Consider the following 15262-nt stretch of genomic DNA (forward strand, 5'->3'; position numbering starts at 1 on the left):
AGCCTGACATTATAGCGTGAATGGCTTGAGTTTTTCCAGTTTGTGTATTTGCGCTGTCATTCAGGTGTGTTAGGTTGATTGGTTAGCCACTTTTTAACCCGTGGCAACTGATTTGGAGGCGACACGGTAATAATTCAACCCGCCTCGCTTCATGTCATGCTGCACAAGCAGCGTTAATGCGGTCGCCGGGACAGTTCCATTACCAAGCTAGCCAGACGCTGACGCTGTGCTTTATCGAGCTTTTGCCCGTCGCGCTCTTGCGCCAGCAATGCGTCATATTCCTCTCGCGGCGATTGCTGGCGCTGTACATGGCTCAGATGCGCCACCAACCCCGTCAGCTCTGTTTCCCGCGTAGCCCTGGGAATCAGCAGTTCCCGCTTTGCAAAATCAGCCAGCCGGGCGCCCTCCGCACTGCCTTGAAAATGCGCCAGAATCACCTGAGGACTGCGGTAACGCCCGGCCCTCAAGAGTGCCAGCAATTCCTGGCAGAGACGCACATCACCACCCTCCGGCCCGTCACTATCCGGCAACCAGGCGTCACTCTCAGGCAGGCTCGCCACCAGGCCGGGTTCGTGAAGCAGTAGCTGTATAATACGCCCAACCGGCGACAGCGCCTGCTCACGAACCGACCGACGCCCAGACGCGCTCTTCTGCCTGGAATCCGCCGTACCGGCGGCTTCAACCGACTCCCCACGCGTCTGCTGCTGGCGCGCCACCGCCTTGACACGCTTTTCAAGCAGTTCTTTCAACTGCTCCTGAGCCAAGCCGCTACGCTTGGCAAGCGCCTCAAGCATCAATGACTTGAGCATGCCGTCCGGCACCTTGTTCAATGCCTCAAGCACCTGACTGGCAAACCGTTCACGACCTTCCACGGTATTCAGGTCACGCCCCTGAGCTGCCTGCTCGAAGAGAAATTCGGACAGCGGCATTGCACAGGTGACACGGTCCTGAAACGCCTCTGTTCCTTCCCGGCGTACCAGCGTATCCGGGTCATCGCCTTCCGGCAGAAACAGGAAGCGCGCCTCTCGGCCGTCAATCATCATCGGCAACGCGGTTTCAAGTGCCCGACTGGCCGCCTCGCGGCCAGCCCGGTCGCCGTCGAAACAGAACACCACGCGCCCCACAAGACGGAACAGGCGACTCAAGTGGTCTTCCGTGGTGGCCGTTCCCAGGGTGGCCACGGCATTATGGATGCCATACTGGGCCAGCGCCACGACGTCCATGTAGCCCTCGACCATCACCAGCTGCTCAAGCCTGCTGGAAGCCTGGCGGGCTTCATAAAGGCCGTAAAGCTCACGTCCTTTATGAAACACGGGGGTTTCCGGGGAATTGAGGTACTTGGGCTGACCATCCCCCATGACCCGACCACCGAAAGCGATTGTTCGACCGCGCAGATCACGAATCGGGAACATGACCCGGTCACGAAAGCGGTCGTAGGTGCGCCCCGTGTCTTCACGGTGAATCAACAGACCATATTCAATCTGCACCGACTCGCTGACACCCCGTTCGCTCAGATGTTGCTTGAGCGCTTCCCAGCCCCCTGGTGCATAGCCAATGCCATAGTCGCTGATGACATCACTGGAAAGACCACGCTCATGCAGGTACCGCTTGGCTTCGCCACCCTCCTGCATCTTAAGCCGTTCGCGGTAAAAGCTGGCGGCAAGCTCAAGCAGGTTAACGCCCTCTTTACGCTTTTTTTCGCGTTGCTGAGCGCGCGGGTCATCAGCCCCTTCCCGGGGCACTTCAATCCCCAAGCGCCCGGCCAACTGCTCAACTGCTTCGGGAAACGGCAGCTTGTCGTACTCCATCAAAAACCGCAGCGCATTGCCGTGTGCCCCACAGCCGAAACAGTGATAGAACTGCTTGTCGGCGCTCACCGTAAACGAAGGGGTTTTCTCTTGATGGAAAGGACATAGCCCCGAGTAGTTGCGGCCTGCCTTTTTCAGCTGTACACGCTCACCGACCACTTCCACCACATCAACGCGGCCCAGAAGATCGTCGATAAAACGCTGTGGAATTTGGCCAGCCATGGATGCAGGCATCCTCGCGCGGGGCGCTGATTCGCGAACCTAACGTCATCAGACACTATCGCCATAAACGGCCATGCCCGATCACCTTAAACACGCTTTGATAAACGCAAAACAAGCGGCCACCTAGATGGCGGCCGCTCGGCATCCCTCTAGAAACACACTATGCATAACACAGCGTGTTTCGGTACGGATCAATAGAGCCGTTCGAAACGCTTTTGTTCACGCTGAATCTTCTTGGCGTGACGCTTTACGGCCGCAGCCGCTTTGCGCTTGCGCTCAGCAGTCGGCTTCTCGTAGTGCTCGCGACGACGTACTTCAGAGAGAACGCCAGCTTTTTCGCAAGAACGCTTGAAGCGACGCAGGGCGACGTCAAACGGCTCGTTATCACGTACTTTTACAGAAGGCATTAAGCACTCACCTACCTTAAGGAGTCTTGAGTTCGGATAGTACGTACACCGTGACGCATGTTATGCGAGCGCAGTGCACGACTCAGTTTTACAGCGCACAATATTCTAATCCTGCTGGACACGCTTTGCAAATGCTACCACCCGCCTGGCGCTGAGAATGTTAGACTATGGCAACTATTTTTTCACAGAGCTATTGTCCTATGCGCGTACTGGGCATTGAAACGTCCTGCGACGAAACCGGCGTCGCCATTTACGACACCTCGCTGACCGGCGGCCAAGGCCTGCTCGCCGATGCGCTTTACAGCCAAATTGCCATGCACACCGATTACGGTGGCGTCGTGCCCGAACTGGCCTCCCGCGACCACACCCGCAAGCTGCTGCCGCTCATCGAGCAAGTTCTGGACGACGCCGGGCTCCAGCGCCACGACCTTGACGGCATCGCCTACACTGCTGGCCCCGGGCTGGTCGGTGCCTTGATGGTGGGCGCCAGCACCGCCCATGGCATGGCCCGCGGGCTGGGCATTCCCGTGCTTGGCGTGCACCACATGGAAGGCCATTTACTGGCCCCCATGCTCGAAGACGATGCCCCCGACTTCCCATTTGTGGCGCTGTTGGTGTCCGGCGGCCATACCCAACTGGTGAACGTGCAGGGGCTTGGCCACTACCAGCTGCTCGGCGAGTCTGTCGACGATGCCGCTGGCGAAGCCTTCGACAAAGCCGCCAAAATGCTTGGACTGGCCTACCCGGGCGGCCCTCACGTGGCAGCGCTGGCCGAACAGGGAGACCCTGAGCGTTTTCGCTTTCCCCGCCCGATGACCGACCGCCCGGGGCTGGATTTCAGCTTTTCCGGGTTGAAAACCCACACCCTCACGGCGATTCGCCAGTTGGAAGCGGCGGGCGAGCTAAATGAGCAGGCCCGTGCTGACGTTGCCCGCGCCTTTGAAGAAGCCGTGGTCGACACCCTGGTCATCAAGTGCCGCCGGGCGCTGGATCAAACCGGCCTTAAGCGCCTGGTCGTGGCGGGCGGCGTCAGCGCCAATCATCGTCTCCGCGAACGACTCGCCCAGGCCTGTGAAAAACGCCGGGCAAAGGCCTACTACCCACGCGGGCGTTTTTGCACCGACAACGGCGCGATGATTGCCTATGTGGGGGCCCAACGCCTCGCCGCCGGCGAGCAGGACGCCAGCGGCATCATGCAGGCCACACCGCGCTGGCCGCTCGCCGACCTGGCGGCACCGGCCGCGCCCTAGCCGCCTCTCAGGAGCCGCCAAATGGCGGCTCCTCACCGCGCTTTAGCCGACGAATATTCAGCGCATGACGGGTTAGCACCAGCAGGCTGAACCCGCCAACCACCAGCACATAAGACGGTGCCAGCCAACTGCATACCAGGGGCGCCAACATAGCGCTCCAAAGCGACGCCAGCGCTGCTGTTTTCAGCCGCCAGGCGAGCAGGGCCCAGACCAGGGCACTGATTAACGCCACGGCGGGCACCAATACCAGCAGCACGCCGAATGCACTGGCCACTGCCTTGCCGCCACGAAACCCATGCCATAACGGGTAGCTATGGCCCAGCAAGACGGCTAGCCCCACCATCCCCTGAAGCCAGACGGGAAAATCCAGCAGCTTGGCGGCGAGCACCGCGGGCATGCCTTTCAGCGCATCCAGCAGCAGCGTGGCTGCCGCCAGACGGGCGCCGTACAAGCGCAGCACATTGGAAAAGCCGGGGTTGTGCGAGCCGTGCTGGCGGGGGTCGGGCACCCCTGCCCAGCGGCAGACGCTAAGCGCCGCCAGCCAACTACCGCTCGCGTATCCCACTAGTATCCATATCATGCCATTGTGCTCACGTTGGCTACTGTTGCTGAGCGCTTTGCTCACGTACAATCGCTCGCTCGTTGTGTTGGGGAAGGCTCATGGACCGCATTTTCATCGAAGCGCTTGAGGTAGATACCATTATTGGCGTCTACGAATGGGAGCGCACTATTCATCAGTCACTGCGCCTGGATTTAACCCTGGCGACCGATATCCGCTCGGCAGCGGCCACCGATGACCTTCGGCTGACGCTGGATTACGCTACCATTTGCCAGCGTATTCAACAGTTTGCTGATACGCATCAGTTTGCCCTGGTGGAGACCTTCGCCGAGCGCCTGGCCGCCTGCCTACGCAATGATTTTCCGATCAGTTGGCTGCGACTTACCGTCCACAAACCCGGCGCCGTCCCCAATGCGCGCAGCGTCGGCCTGGAAATCACCCGCGGCACGCTCACCGAAGAAACCGGAGCACCCGCCCCATGAGCTTAGTGACCGTGAGCCTGGGCAGCAATATCGAGCCCGCCAGACACATTCGCCTGTGCCTTGATGCGCTGGCCGACACCTTCGGTTCGCTCGCGGTTTCCCGAGTGTTCGAGAGCGAGCCCGTTGGCTTCAGCGATCGGCGCAATTTTTTCAACCTGGTGGTGGCATTCCAGAGCGACTGGCGACCCGGCGAGCTTCAAGCCTGGGCCAAACAGTTGGAAGCCGACCATGGCCGAACGCCGGAGACGACAAAATACAGCCCTCGCGCACTGGATATCGACCTACTGACGGTGGGTGACGCCTGCGGCATCGTCGACGGGATCACGCTACCCCGCGCCGAAATCAACTACAACGCCTTTGTCTTGCAGCCCCTGGCCGAACTTCTGCCCACGCACTGCCACCCCCACTGTCGAACCCCCTATGCATCGCTCTGGGCAGCATTTGACCTGGGCGCCCAGCGCTTGTGGGCCATCGATTTCGAATGGCAAGGCAGGTGGGTTTCCCGGGCCGATCCACCACTGCGCCAGGCACTGGCCCACTAAACCGGCAACGTCAATGGAGCGTCTTCTCGATAGCCAGGTAACGACGCTCTTTTAGCGCAGCCCCAAGCTCGGCCCCCTGAAAACCTTCGGCCATCAGCGACTGTGGACTTACCTGTTGCGCGGCCTGCCAAGCGGCATTCAAGGCATCCACTTGCTCCGGGGCCAACGCCGCCACCAGCGTCAACTGGGTAGATACCTGAGCAGGCTTCCGCCAGGCATCGAGGCGCTCGAGCCAGTGAGATACCGCCGCGGCATCGAGCGCACCCTCGACCAGGTGGCGACTCAGGGCCGCATGCCGCGCTAGCTGTGCCACCGCATTCGGCAACCGTAGCCGCCGGGCCAGCGACTCGCGCGCGGCATCATCCAGTGGCGAAACCAGCAGCGCATAGCGCCATTCGGCACTGGCCAGCGCCTCATCATCCAGCCCCGGCGACATAGCGTTGAGACAACCCCTCAAGCGACCACCCGTTAATTCAGGCCACCAGGTAGTCAGCGCTTCACACTGGTCAAGCGTGGTGAAGTAGCTTGCTGGCTGCTCTTCGCCCAGCGCCTTTTCGGTTTCCCGCCATACCCGTTCAGCGGCCAGATAGGCCAACTCACCGCTGCGGCTGACCTCACCCATCAACGCCATCGTATCCGGCGCAATCACAAAGCCAAGTGTTGTGTAGCGCGCCAGAAAGCGCGCCGTGCGCAACACTCGCAGCGGATCTTCGCGAAACGCGGGGGAGACATGCCGTAGCTGTCGCCGCTCGATGTCCTGCCGGCCATCAAAAGGATCGATCAGCGTGCCATCCGGTGCTTCCGCGATCGCATTGACGGTCAGATCGCGACGCAGCAAGTCATCCTCCAGAGTGACGTCGGGGCTGGCGATCACTTCGAAACCTGCGTAGCCATGCCCGGCTTTCCGCTCGGTGCGTGCCAGGGCATATTCTTCAGCGCTCTCAGGATGAAGAAACACCGGAAAGTCGCGCCCCACTGGCTTGAACCCCCGCTTCAGCATCTCATCAGGCGTGGCGCCGACCACCACCCAGTCGTTGTCATAGACCGGCCAGCCCAATAGGTTGTCGCGCACCGCCCCGCCTACTCGGTAAACATCCAGTCCGGCGATACGCGGATCGCGGGCGTCCGTCATGGTGGTGAGCCTTGTGATTGATGGCTTGGTACACTGGTACGCTCCCCCGTCGCCAGATCAAGGGCGGTCAGCTTCCCGCCCCAGGCGCAGCCAGTATCCAGGGCGTCAACTCGCACACGGGCACCGGGCGTTTCTCCACCAAGTGCCGCCCAGTGGCCAAACACTAATTGAGGATCATCGTCGCGGGGGAATTGGAACCACGGCGCAAACCCCGGAGGAGCGCTTTCAAGCCCCTGATTGGCATCGAAATCCAGGCGCCCTGCGGCATCGATAAAGCGCATGCGGGTGAGCACATTGACAATGCAGCGCAGGCGATCCATACCGTCAAGCGCGCTGTCCCATTGCGCCGGGTGGTTACCGTAAAGCTGGTTTAAAAAGCGCCCTGAGGTCTCGCTCATCAATGCCGCCTGCACTTCGCCGGAAAGTGATGCCACCTGGGCAAGATCCCATTGGGGCAGCAGGCCTGCGTGGGTCATCAGCCGGTTCCCTTCATGCAAGGCCAGTGGCTGACTCTGAAGCCAGTCGAGCAAACGCTCACGGTCAGGCGCCGCCAATACGGCCTCGAGGCTGGCATGCTTCTTGACCTTGCCACCGCCCCGTGCGGCTACCAGCAAGTGAAAGTCATGATTGCCCAGCACACAGCGAACGCGACTGCCCAACCTTTCAGCTTCGCGCAGGCAGGCCAGCGAGTCGGGCCCCCGATTGACCAGGTCGCCGACCAGCCAGAGGGTGTCCTGCGCCGGATTGAAATTCAGCTTATCCAGCAAGGCCATCCATTCGTCATAACAGCCGTGCAGGTCGCCAATCGCATAGGTACTCATTGTCAAAGGCCTTTCCGGTCATGGGTCTTCAGTGCAGTTGATAAGGTACCGCAAGTCGAAAGGTAGGAATTGCCACTTCAAAAACCCGTTGGGTCGAGGTATCCAGCAAGGTGTAGACGCCTTCCATGACCCCCACGGGCGTCTGCAACATGGCGCGGCTCGTATAACGAAACTGCTGGCCCGGACCAATCAGCGGTTGTTGACCCACGACCCCCTTGCCGCGCACTTCCTGGTGTTCGCCGCTGCCATGGGTGATTTTCCAGTAGCGCGCCATCAGTTGAACACTGTGCGGGCTGCCGTTGTGGACACTGACGGTATAACTGAATACGAAGCGTGATTCTGCCTCACTGGATTCTTCAGCACGGTATTCGGGAGTCACCGTGACATCGATCGCCAGGTCGCTCATTGCGTAACACCCCCTTCGCTCGCTGCCACGCGGTTGGCAATCGCCACGAACTCGGCCACCGTCAGCGTTTGCGGGCGGCGCACCGGGTCAATACCGAGCGTTTCCAATAGCTCGGCGCTCACTCGCCCTTTCAGGTTATTGCGCAGCGTTTTGCGCCGCTGACCGAAAGCAAGCTTGACCAGTTCAAATAACAGCGCTGGGTCATCGGCCGGATGGGGCAGCGTTGCATGGGGCGTAAGGCGAACAATGGCTGAGTCGACACTTGGACGCGGCACAAAGGCCTCAGGCGGGACAATAAAGAGTTGCTCGACCTGGCAGTAATACTGGGCCATGACCGATAAGCGCCCCCAGTCAGGGCCGCCTGGCTCGGCCGCCAAGCGTTCCACCACCTCTTTTTGCAGCATGAAATGCATGTCGGCAATGGCATCGCCCATGGTCAGCAGGTGCACAATCAAGGGTGTCGAGATGTTGTAGGGCAGGTTGCCCACCACACGTAGCCCGGGGCCATCGCCTTTGAGGGCGGTGAAATCGAATTTCAGCGCGTCACCTTCATGGATGACAAAATCCGGGTAATTGAAAAACTGCACGCGCAAGCCTGGAATCAGGTCGCGGTCGAGCTCGACAACCTCCAGCGCACCGGCGGCCTCCAGCAGCGGCTCGGTAAGCGCGCCCTGACCCGGGCCAATTTCAATCAGCCGGTCGCCTTCGCGCGGGCCAATGGCCCGCACAATGCGTGAAATGATCCCCAGGTCACGGAGAAAGTTCTGACCAAAACGTTTGCGGGCGCGGTGCTGCTGGGGCGCGTGAGACATCTAACACGGTTCCTTGGGGGGTCGGTCGTTGGCCATAAGGCCTGAATAACTACATTGTCGAGAATAACGAGGTTTATTGAATCGCGCAGTGCTAGCCCAACGAAGCGGCGCGCTGGTCGGCGAGCCGTCGCGCCACTGATAGCGCCACCTTTAAGCTTCCGGGGTCGGCAACGCCCTTGCCTGCCAGCGATAGCGCCGTGCCATGGTCAACCGAGGTACGCACTATCGGCAAGCCCAGGGTGATGTTGGCGGCCTGCCCAAAGCCTGCATATTTAAGCACTGCCAGTCCCTGGTCATGATACATGGCCAGGACAGCATCGACACCGGCCAGATGGCGCGGGGTAAACAGCGTATCGGCGGGGAAAGGGCCGCTGATCGCCATGCCTGTCTGACGCAGCTTGTCGAGGGCGGGAATAATGACATCCAGCTCTTCGCGCCCGAGATGGCCGTCTTCCCCGGCATGAGGGTTCAGGCCGCACACCGCAATGCGCGGGGTCGAAAGGCCGAACTGGTGGCGTAAATCGGCCTCCAGCAGGCGGCTGATACGTATCACACCCTCAACGGTAATCGCATCCGCCACCTCACGCAGCGGTAGGTGCGTGGTCGCGAGCGCCACGCGCAGATCACCACTGCCCTCCCAACCAGGTGCTTGCGCATGCAGAGCGCGATCGGTGGCTAGCATCATGACCACCTCGTCAACGCCGCAGGCGTCGCGCAGCCATTCGGTGTGCCCGGTAAAGCCCGCAAAACCGGCGTCGATAATCACGCCTTTGTGCAACGGCGCGGTAACCATCGCCGCCGCCTGCCCAGCCTGGCAAGCCGTCACGGCAAGCGCCAATGTCTCAAGCACGTAGCGACTGTTAGCGGTGTTGAGCTCACCTGGAACCGCGGGTTCGGCGAGCTCAACCGGCCAGACCGCAAGCGTTGCCGCCCGTTGTGCAGGCAGTGCTTGCGACGGCGATACCTCAATGATGTCGACCTCAAGGGACAAGGCCGCGGCGCGTTGCCGCAGCAACTGCGGGTCGCCAATCGCGACGGTACCGGCGGGCAAGGCCCCCTGAGCTGCCAGTATCAGCGTCAATTCAGGCCCGATACCGGCGGGTTCACCCGTGGTTATCGCCAAAGGCGTTGCGCAACGAGTTTCCATCAAAGGCGAATATCAACGAAGGCTTGCGAGCGGATTTGCTGCTGCCAGGTTTCCAGTTCCTGATTGGCGCGGCGCTGGAAAATCGCCTGGCGGACTTCTTCACGCTGGGCTTCCCGGGTCACATCTTGCTGACGGCGCTCAAGCACCTCGATAATGTGGTAACCGAACTGCGAACGGACAGGCTCGGAGATCTGGTTGACCGCTAGCCCCCGCATAGCTTCTTCAAACGCCGGGACCGTCTGCCCGGGGCGCAACCAGCCAAGCCCCCCCCCGTTAAGCGCACTGCCATCGTCGTCGCTCATTTCACGGGCCACCGTGGCGAAATCTTCGCCCTGTGCCAGGCGCGCGCGCACTTCCTCGGCTTGCGCCCGCGCCAGGTCCTCACCGCGGGTGGGGGTTAGCTCAATGAGCACGTGACGGGCACGGGTCTCCTGGATAACGGCTTCTGCGCCTACCTGCCCCATCTGCTGGCCCAGATAACGGTCAACCTCGCTGTCGCTGACATTGACCCGGTTGCTTATCTGGCGCTGCTGAACCTGGCGTATCAACATCTCGCGCCGGACATCTTCACGTACGCTGGCCAGCGTCATGCCATCGGCTTCCACCGCATCGGCAAACTCGTCAAGGCTCATGTTGTTGGATTCGGCGATCGCGCGAACTTGCCGGTTCAGCTCGGTATCGTCGATGGAGACATTGGCATCGCGGGCCATTTGCAGCTGAATTTCTTCAAGCACCATGCGTTCCAGCACCTGTGATTCCAGCTGCTGGCGAGAAGGAAGCGATTCACCCCGCGACTGCGCCTGGCTTTCGATCTGCGCCAGCCGATTATTCAGCTCGCTGCGCATGATAACGCCGTCGTTGACCACCGCAACCACACGGTCCAGCGCCTGGCGCTCAGTGGGCCCGGTGGTCTGGGCCTGAACACTCATTGGCACGGCGGCCGCCATGCAAAGGGCCAGTGCGCCTCCCAGCGAAAGCAGGGTGGCGCGGGCGAACAAGGTCTTTCTCAATTTCATAACATCAGTCTCAATCAGTCGCCATTCGAAAGGCTAATTTATAAAGGCGTCGGGCGGTAACCCGGAATGGCTTGTTCAAAGAACCCACCGGCATTCTGGCCAACGCCGCCCAAACCGCGGAACACAAAGCGCAGGAAGATACCGCGGTCGTTAAAATCGTCATTGATGCGCGCGGTACCATTGTCATCGACCCATTCACGCCACACCAGCTGCAGGCCATAGCAACAGTCGTTCCACTGCACGCCCGCCAGTTGCTCGAGCGAGCGATCATTGGTTTGATCGTGAAGGTAACGGCCGATCAGATCAATCTGTGGACTGGCCTTCCAGGCAAAGGACAGGTCCCATTCTTCACGATCATAGTTGCGGAAACTGTCATCGCTGGGTTCCACGCCCGGGTTAAAGTCTTCGATTTCCCAACGGTAGCCAAGGTTCACTACGTGGCCCTGAGGGTGGCGATAGCGTAGATCAACGGTAGAACTTTCAGTACGCTCGCGCTTGTCGTCGTAGAGCCACTCGTAGCCGGTGCTCCAGCGATCATTAATCTGCCAGTCAACCTGCGTTACCAGCGGCGAGCGATCACGGGTAGCTTTATAACGGCTTTCAGTGCCTCTATCTGGCAGCTCATCGGCGTTGCCTTCAATATCTATTCTTCGCTCGTCGAAGTAGACACTTTGTCCTACACCCACGGATAGGCGCTCGCGACCGGTTTCGTCTGCAAGCAGCCGTGACTCGACCCCCAACGACAATCGGTTCAAATCACCCACCCGGTCGGCGCCGGAAAAGCGTTGGGCCGACCAAAGCTGATTCCAGGAGAAGGGCCGCTCGCGGCTGTCGAAGCTTGGCAGATCACTCTGGTCGGTACGCGGCACAAAGGCGTAGTTCAAGCGCGGCTCCAGGGTTTGCCGGTAGTCACGCCCACCCAGCGCCAGTTCACGCTCAAACACCAGGCCACTGTCCACGGACGTTACCGCAATGCTTCGGCTCGGCGATTCGCTGTTTTCAGTTGCCCGGTTACCGTAGTCCAACTGATAGTCGGTGTGCCAGAGCTCTGTGCGGGGCTCGATATACCCCCAAGGGCGCTCGAACCGCCAACCCACGGCGGGGGTAAGGTGCAGGCGACTCCCTGTCGCCGCTTCGCGCTCAATGACGCGCTGTTCGTTCACATCCCGCCAGAAGTAGGTCGCGTTGGAGCGCCACTGGCTGTAAAAGCCGTTACCCAGTTGCCAACGGGCGTTGGCGGTTAGGCTTGGCAGGCGGTAAAAAGGCTTGTTGCGTTCGTTAAGCGGGTCATCCAGGCGCTGGAACCCCTGAGCCCGGGCATCCAGTTGCCAGCGTTCGCCACGGTAATCAACCTGCGCCAGGCGCTCCATACTGACACGGTCACTGCTGCCGAACTCACCGCCGAAGTCGTCAAAGTAACGCCCGTCGCTGGCGGCGCCGTAATCTAAACGGTAGCCGCTACGCGGGTTGATGCGCCCGGTATTCTGGGTTTCGAAATACCAGCGGTCCTGTCTCGCAAAACGGCCTTCCGCACCGCCCGAGCCGCCGTCATCGCTGTTCAGATAGCCCGCTTCTACGGTGCCGGCAATATCGTCTTGCAGATAGCGGAACTCGCCGTTCAGCAGCAGCCCGTGGTCGGTCATCCAGCGGGGGGTGATGGTCGCGTCGCGATTGGGCGCAATGTTCCAGTAAAACGGCTGGGTATAGTCTACCCCGTCACCGGACACAGAAATCGCCGGGGTCAACAGGCCGGTGTGGCGACGGTCATCGATCGGGAAGCGCACCCAGGGGACGTACATCACGGGCACGTCCTTGATTTCCAGACGCGCATGACGCGCGGTGCCGAAACCCGACGCCTGGTCCAGGCGAATATCGCTACTCACCAGTTGCCAGGTATTTTCGCCGGGGTCGCAGGTGGTGAAGCTGGCATCCTGGAGACGGTACTGGTCCTTTTCCAGTTGTTCCAGCTGGACGGCCTGACCGCGCAGATGCTGGTCGTAAAGCACGAATTGGCTATCGTCCAGTTGGGTGCGGTCCTCGTTGAGCATGATCTCAGCGGTGTGGCCGCGCACCAGAGAGGTGCCATCACGCAGCGCAATATTGCCCTCGGCGTTCACCCGATCACGGTCAGGAGGCATGCTGACACGCTCAGCCTCCACTTCCTGGTCGGCACGCCGCAACACCACGTCACCACGCAGAATCGTCTGCCCATCGATGTCATAATCCGCTTCGGTGGCTTCGGCCGCCAGCGTTTCCGGGTTGTCCTGTGCCGCCAGGCGGTAGCCGGGCATCACGTAACGCCCACGGCATAGCTGGGTTGCCGCTTCTTCTCGTCCCCAAGGCTGCCAGTCCAGCGCCTCCGCCGCGAATGGCTCGCTCTGTGCCACGACGGAAAAAGAGGCGCTTGCCAGCAAACTGCCCATCAATGTTTGCGCCACTGGCACCGCGCGCGAAAATCGCTTGCCCATGTTCGTTATCCTTGGCATCGAGAATCGGTATTATACAGTCCGCATCATGCCCGACCAGCCAGGAGCTTGCATGTCTTCATCGCGGATTAACGCCCTCATTTCATGGGCCGCGCAACAACACGGTCTTTCCATAGACGCTATTTCCCTTGCCCCGGCCGGCGGTGACGCCAGTTTTCGGCGCTATTTCCGGCTCACGCTACCCGACGGTACGACCCGGGTGATCATGGATGCCCCACCCCTGCAGGAAGATAGTCAACCGTTCGTGACCATCGCGCGACGCTTTCGCAGCGCAGGATTACCCGTCCCTCAGGTACATGCGGCCGACCTGGCGCAGGGTTTTTTACTGCTGGACGATCTGGGTAACACCCCCTTGCAGCAGTTGTTCACAGATGATGCGCGTATTAGAGGCTATCATAATCAGGCGCTATCGCTGATTGCCGATTTGCAAAATCGTGTATCGCCCGAGGCGCTGCCCGTTTATGACGCCTCGCTACTGGGCCGGGAGCTCGACCTGTTTCCCGAGTGGTGCCTCAGCGAATGGCTGGGTATCGAGGCGCCCGGGAGCTGGGCGGCATTGCGGGCCGAGCTCATTGAACAGTCCCTGGCCCAGCCCGTGGTCTGCGTGCACCGCGACTTTGACGCCATGAATTTGATGGTGTTGGATCAGCGCCTTTACATGATCGACTTTCAGGACGCCGTCGCCGGGCCACTCAGCTACGATGCCATCTCGCTGCTGCGGGGACGCTACCTTCGTTTCAGCGAACAGCAGTTTGCGGCGTTCATTCGTGCCTTTCACGCGCAGGCTCAACAGGATGGCCGCCTGTCGCAGCACCTTGATGCCGACACGTTTCTCACCCAGAGCCAGGCCATGGCCGCCCAGCGGACCCTTAAAGTGCTGGGTATTTTCTGCCGCCTTACCCTGCGCGACCAAAAAACCGGTTACCTGGCGCGCCTGCCGCACTTTCTGGACCACCTGGACGACAGCCTGGCCGGCCTGCCCGTCCATGCCGAGTTCGCCCACTGGGCGTCCAGCACCCTGCGCCCCGCCATCACGGCACGTTTAAGTGAGGTAGGCGAATGAAGGCAATGATTCTGGCGGCCGGTCTCGGCAAACGCATGCGCCCCCTCACCGACCACTGCCCCAAGCCCTTGCTGCCCGTTGCCGGTAAGCCGCTCATCGTCCACCATCTTGAACGGCTCAAACGCGCGGGCATCGACCAGGTGGTGATCAACGTCAGCTACCGCGGCGAGCAGATTATCAAGGCATTGGGCGACGGCCACGCCCATGGCGTCAACATCCAGTGGAGCCGTGAAGCCACCCCGCTCGAGACCGGCGGCGGTATTCTTCACGCCTTGCCTTTACTGGGCGAGAACCCGTTTTTACTCATCAATGGCGATGTCTGGTGCGATCACCTGCCAGATGTGGGCGCCCTGGGGAAGGATGATCTGGCGCATCTGGTGCTGGTGGATAACCCCGGGCACCACCCTGACGGGGATTTCGCCTTGCGCGGCAATCGCGTCTACCAAGGCCCTGCCCCGCGCCTGACCTTCGCGGGCATCAGCCTGATACGCCCGGCGCTGGTGGCGAATCACCCGGCAGGCGCCTTTGCCCTGGCGCCGCTGTTGAAACACGCCATCGACAGCCAGCGCGTCAGCGGTGAACACACCGCACAGCACTGGGTCGATGTGGGCACCCCGGAACGCCTTGCCGAGCTGGACACTCACCTGCAAGACCGGAGGCATCCCCAATGACCGCCAGACACCTGGAAGCCGCCGTCGCCACGACCCCCCTGGTGGCGGTATACGGCACGCTTAAGCAAGGCCTGAATAACGCTCACTGGCTGTCGACAGCAACCCGGCTGGGCGGCGATACCTGCACGGCACTGACCCTCTACGACATCGGCCCCTACCCCGGGGCAAAATGGCAGGCATCGCGCGGGATTAGCCTTGAGGTGTATCGCGTGACGGCCAGCCAGCTTGCCCACCTGGACGCTCTGGAAGATCACCGCCACGAGGCGCCTGAACAGGGCGAGTACCAGCGCCAACTGCTCACGACCCGTTTCGGCAAGGCTTGGGTGTATATTTATAACCCCAGCGTCGACGGCCGCGTGATGATTGCCGAGGGTGGCTGGCCCCCAAAATGAGGCCACCATGAGACAGTGCGGTGCGAACCGGGTAAGAGATGTTATG

At 60.9% G+C, this 15262-nt stretch carries 16 protein-coding genes; 6 read left to right on the forward strand and 10 right to left on the reverse strand.

Annotated features, from left to right (window positions below; translation table 11 throughout):
- Positions 1-173 precede the first annotated feature (173 nt).
- Both dnaG and rpsU read right to left on the reverse strand, forming a co-directional pair.
- Complete coding sequence (dnaG, locus tag BMX75_RS05790) at positions 174-2030, reverse strand: DNA primase (RefSeq protein ID WP_092826102.1); 1857 nt, start codon at positions 2028-2030, stop codon at positions 174-176.
- Between the two features lie 191 nt (positions 2031-2221).
- Positions 2222-2437: a 30S ribosomal protein S21 gene (rpsU, locus tag BMX75_RS05795; RefSeq protein WP_007113641.1), complete on the reverse strand. Its 216-nt coding sequence runs from the start codon at positions 2435-2437 to the stop codon at positions 2222-2224.
- Positions 2438-2637: 200 nt separating this feature from the next.
- On the opposite strand from rpsU, the gene tsaD reads away from it, so the two are divergent.
- Positions 2638-3687, forward strand: coding sequence for a tRNA (adenosine(37)-N6)-threonylcarbamoyltransferase complex transferase subunit TsaD (gene tsaD / locus BMX75_RS05800; RefSeq protein WP_092826104.1), 1050 nt, complete (start codon positions 2638-2640; stop codon positions 3685-3687).
- A gap of 7 nt (positions 3688-3694) precedes the next feature.
- Here tsaD and plsY read toward each other — a convergent pair whose 3' ends face one another.
- Positions 3695-4267: a glycerol-3-phosphate 1-O-acyltransferase PlsY gene (plsY, locus tag BMX75_RS05805; protein ID WP_092826514.1), complete on the reverse strand. Its 573-nt coding sequence runs from the start codon at positions 4265-4267 to the stop codon at positions 3695-3697.
- An 80-nt stretch (positions 4268-4347) separates the two neighbouring features.
- Between plsY and folB the strand changes: the two genes are divergently transcribed.
- Both folB and folK read left to right on the forward strand, forming a co-directional pair.
- Entirely contained in the window at positions 4348-4728 is a 381-nt protein-coding gene (gene folB, locus BMX75_RS05810) for a dihydroneopterin aldolase (RefSeq protein WP_092826106.1), read from the forward strand.
- Entirely contained in the window at positions 4725-5270 is a 546-nt protein-coding gene (folK, locus tag BMX75_RS05815) for a 2-amino-4-hydroxy-6-hydroxymethyldihydropteridine diphosphokinase (RefSeq protein WP_092826108.1), read from the forward strand. The genes folB and folK overlap by 4 nt, the downstream gene beginning before the upstream one ends.
- Positions 5271-5280: 10 nt before the next feature.
- Here folK and BMX75_RS05820 read toward each other — a convergent pair whose 3' ends face one another.
- The 7 genes from BMX75_RS05820 to BMX75_RS05850 all read right to left on the reverse strand — a co-directional run bounded on the left by BMX75_RS05820 (position 5281) and on the right by BMX75_RS05850 (position 13072).
- A complete protein-coding gene (locus BMX75_RS05820; protein WP_092826110.1) occupies positions 5281-6402 on the reverse strand; it encodes a tRNA nucleotidyltransferase/poly(A) polymerase-related protein in 1122 nt (373 codons plus the stop codon).
- Positions 6399-7223 carry a symmetrical bis(5'-nucleosyl)-tetraphosphatase gene (locus tag BMX75_RS05825; protein WP_092826112.1) on the reverse strand — a complete coding sequence of 275 codons (825 nt, stop codon included), beginning with the start codon at positions 7221-7223 and terminating at the stop codon, positions 6399-6401. Before BMX75_RS05825 ends, BMX75_RS05820 begins: the two co-directional genes overlap by 4 nt.
- A gap of 28 nt (positions 7224-7251) precedes the next feature.
- Positions 7252-7629: a Co2+/Mg2+ efflux protein ApaG gene (gene apaG, locus BMX75_RS05830; RefSeq protein ID WP_092826114.1), complete on the reverse strand. Its 378-nt coding sequence runs from the start codon at positions 7627-7629 to the stop codon at positions 7252-7254.
- Positions 7626-8441 (reverse strand): 16S rRNA (adenine(1518)-N(6)/adenine(1519)-N(6))-dimethyltransferase RsmA, encoded by an 816-nt coding sequence (rsmA, locus tag BMX75_RS05835; RefSeq protein ID WP_092826116.1) that lies wholly within the window; start codon positions 8439-8441, stop codon positions 7626-7628. The genes apaG and rsmA overlap by 4 nt, the downstream gene beginning before the upstream one ends.
- Before the next feature lie 91 nt (positions 8442-8532).
- Positions 8533-9588 carry a 4-hydroxythreonine-4-phosphate dehydrogenase PdxA gene (gene pdxA / locus BMX75_RS05840; RefSeq protein WP_092826118.1) on the reverse strand — a complete coding sequence of 352 codons (1056 nt, stop codon included), beginning with the start codon at positions 9586-9588 and terminating at the stop codon, positions 8533-8535.
- The gene (locus BMX75_RS05845) at positions 9588-10604 is read right to left on the reverse strand and encodes a peptidylprolyl isomerase (RefSeq protein WP_092826120.1); all 1017 of its coding nucleotides are present in this window, start codon (positions 10602-10604) and stop codon (positions 9588-9590) included. The genes pdxA and BMX75_RS05845 overlap by 1 nt, the downstream gene beginning before the upstream one ends.
- A 38-nt stretch (positions 10605-10642) precedes the next feature.
- Positions 10643-13072: an LPS-assembly protein LptD gene (locus BMX75_RS05850; RefSeq protein WP_092826122.1), complete on the reverse strand. Its 2430-nt coding sequence runs from the start codon at positions 13070-13072 to the stop codon at positions 10643-10645.
- Positions 13073-13142: 70 nt separating this feature from the next.
- On the opposite strand from BMX75_RS05850, the gene BMX75_RS05855 reads away from it, so the two are divergent.
- The 3 genes from BMX75_RS05855 to BMX75_RS05865 are packed head-to-tail and all read left to right on the forward strand — an operon-like array spanning position 13143 to position 15216.
- Positions 13143-14153, forward strand: a complete 1011-nt coding sequence (locus tag BMX75_RS05855) for an aminoglycoside phosphotransferase family protein (RefSeq protein ID WP_092826124.1) — start codon at positions 13143-13145, stop codon at positions 14151-14153.
- Entirely contained in the window at positions 14150-14824 is a 675-nt protein-coding gene (murU, locus tag BMX75_RS05860; protein ID WP_092826126.1) for an N-acetylmuramate alpha-1-phosphate uridylyltransferase MurU, read from the forward strand. Before BMX75_RS05855 ends, murU begins: the two co-directional genes overlap by 4 nt.
- A complete protein-coding gene (locus tag BMX75_RS05865; RefSeq protein ID WP_092826128.1) occupies positions 14821-15216 on the forward strand; it encodes a gamma-glutamylcyclotransferase family protein in 396 nt (131 codons plus the stop codon). Before murU ends, BMX75_RS05865 begins: the two co-directional genes overlap by 4 nt.
- The last annotated feature ends 46 nt before the right edge of the window (positions 15217-15262 follow it).

It is taken from the genome of Vreelandella subterranea, assembly GCF_900111305.1.
Taxonomy (GTDB): Bacteria; Pseudomonadota; Gammaproteobacteria; order Pseudomonadales; family Halomonadaceae; genus Vreelandella; species Vreelandella subterranea.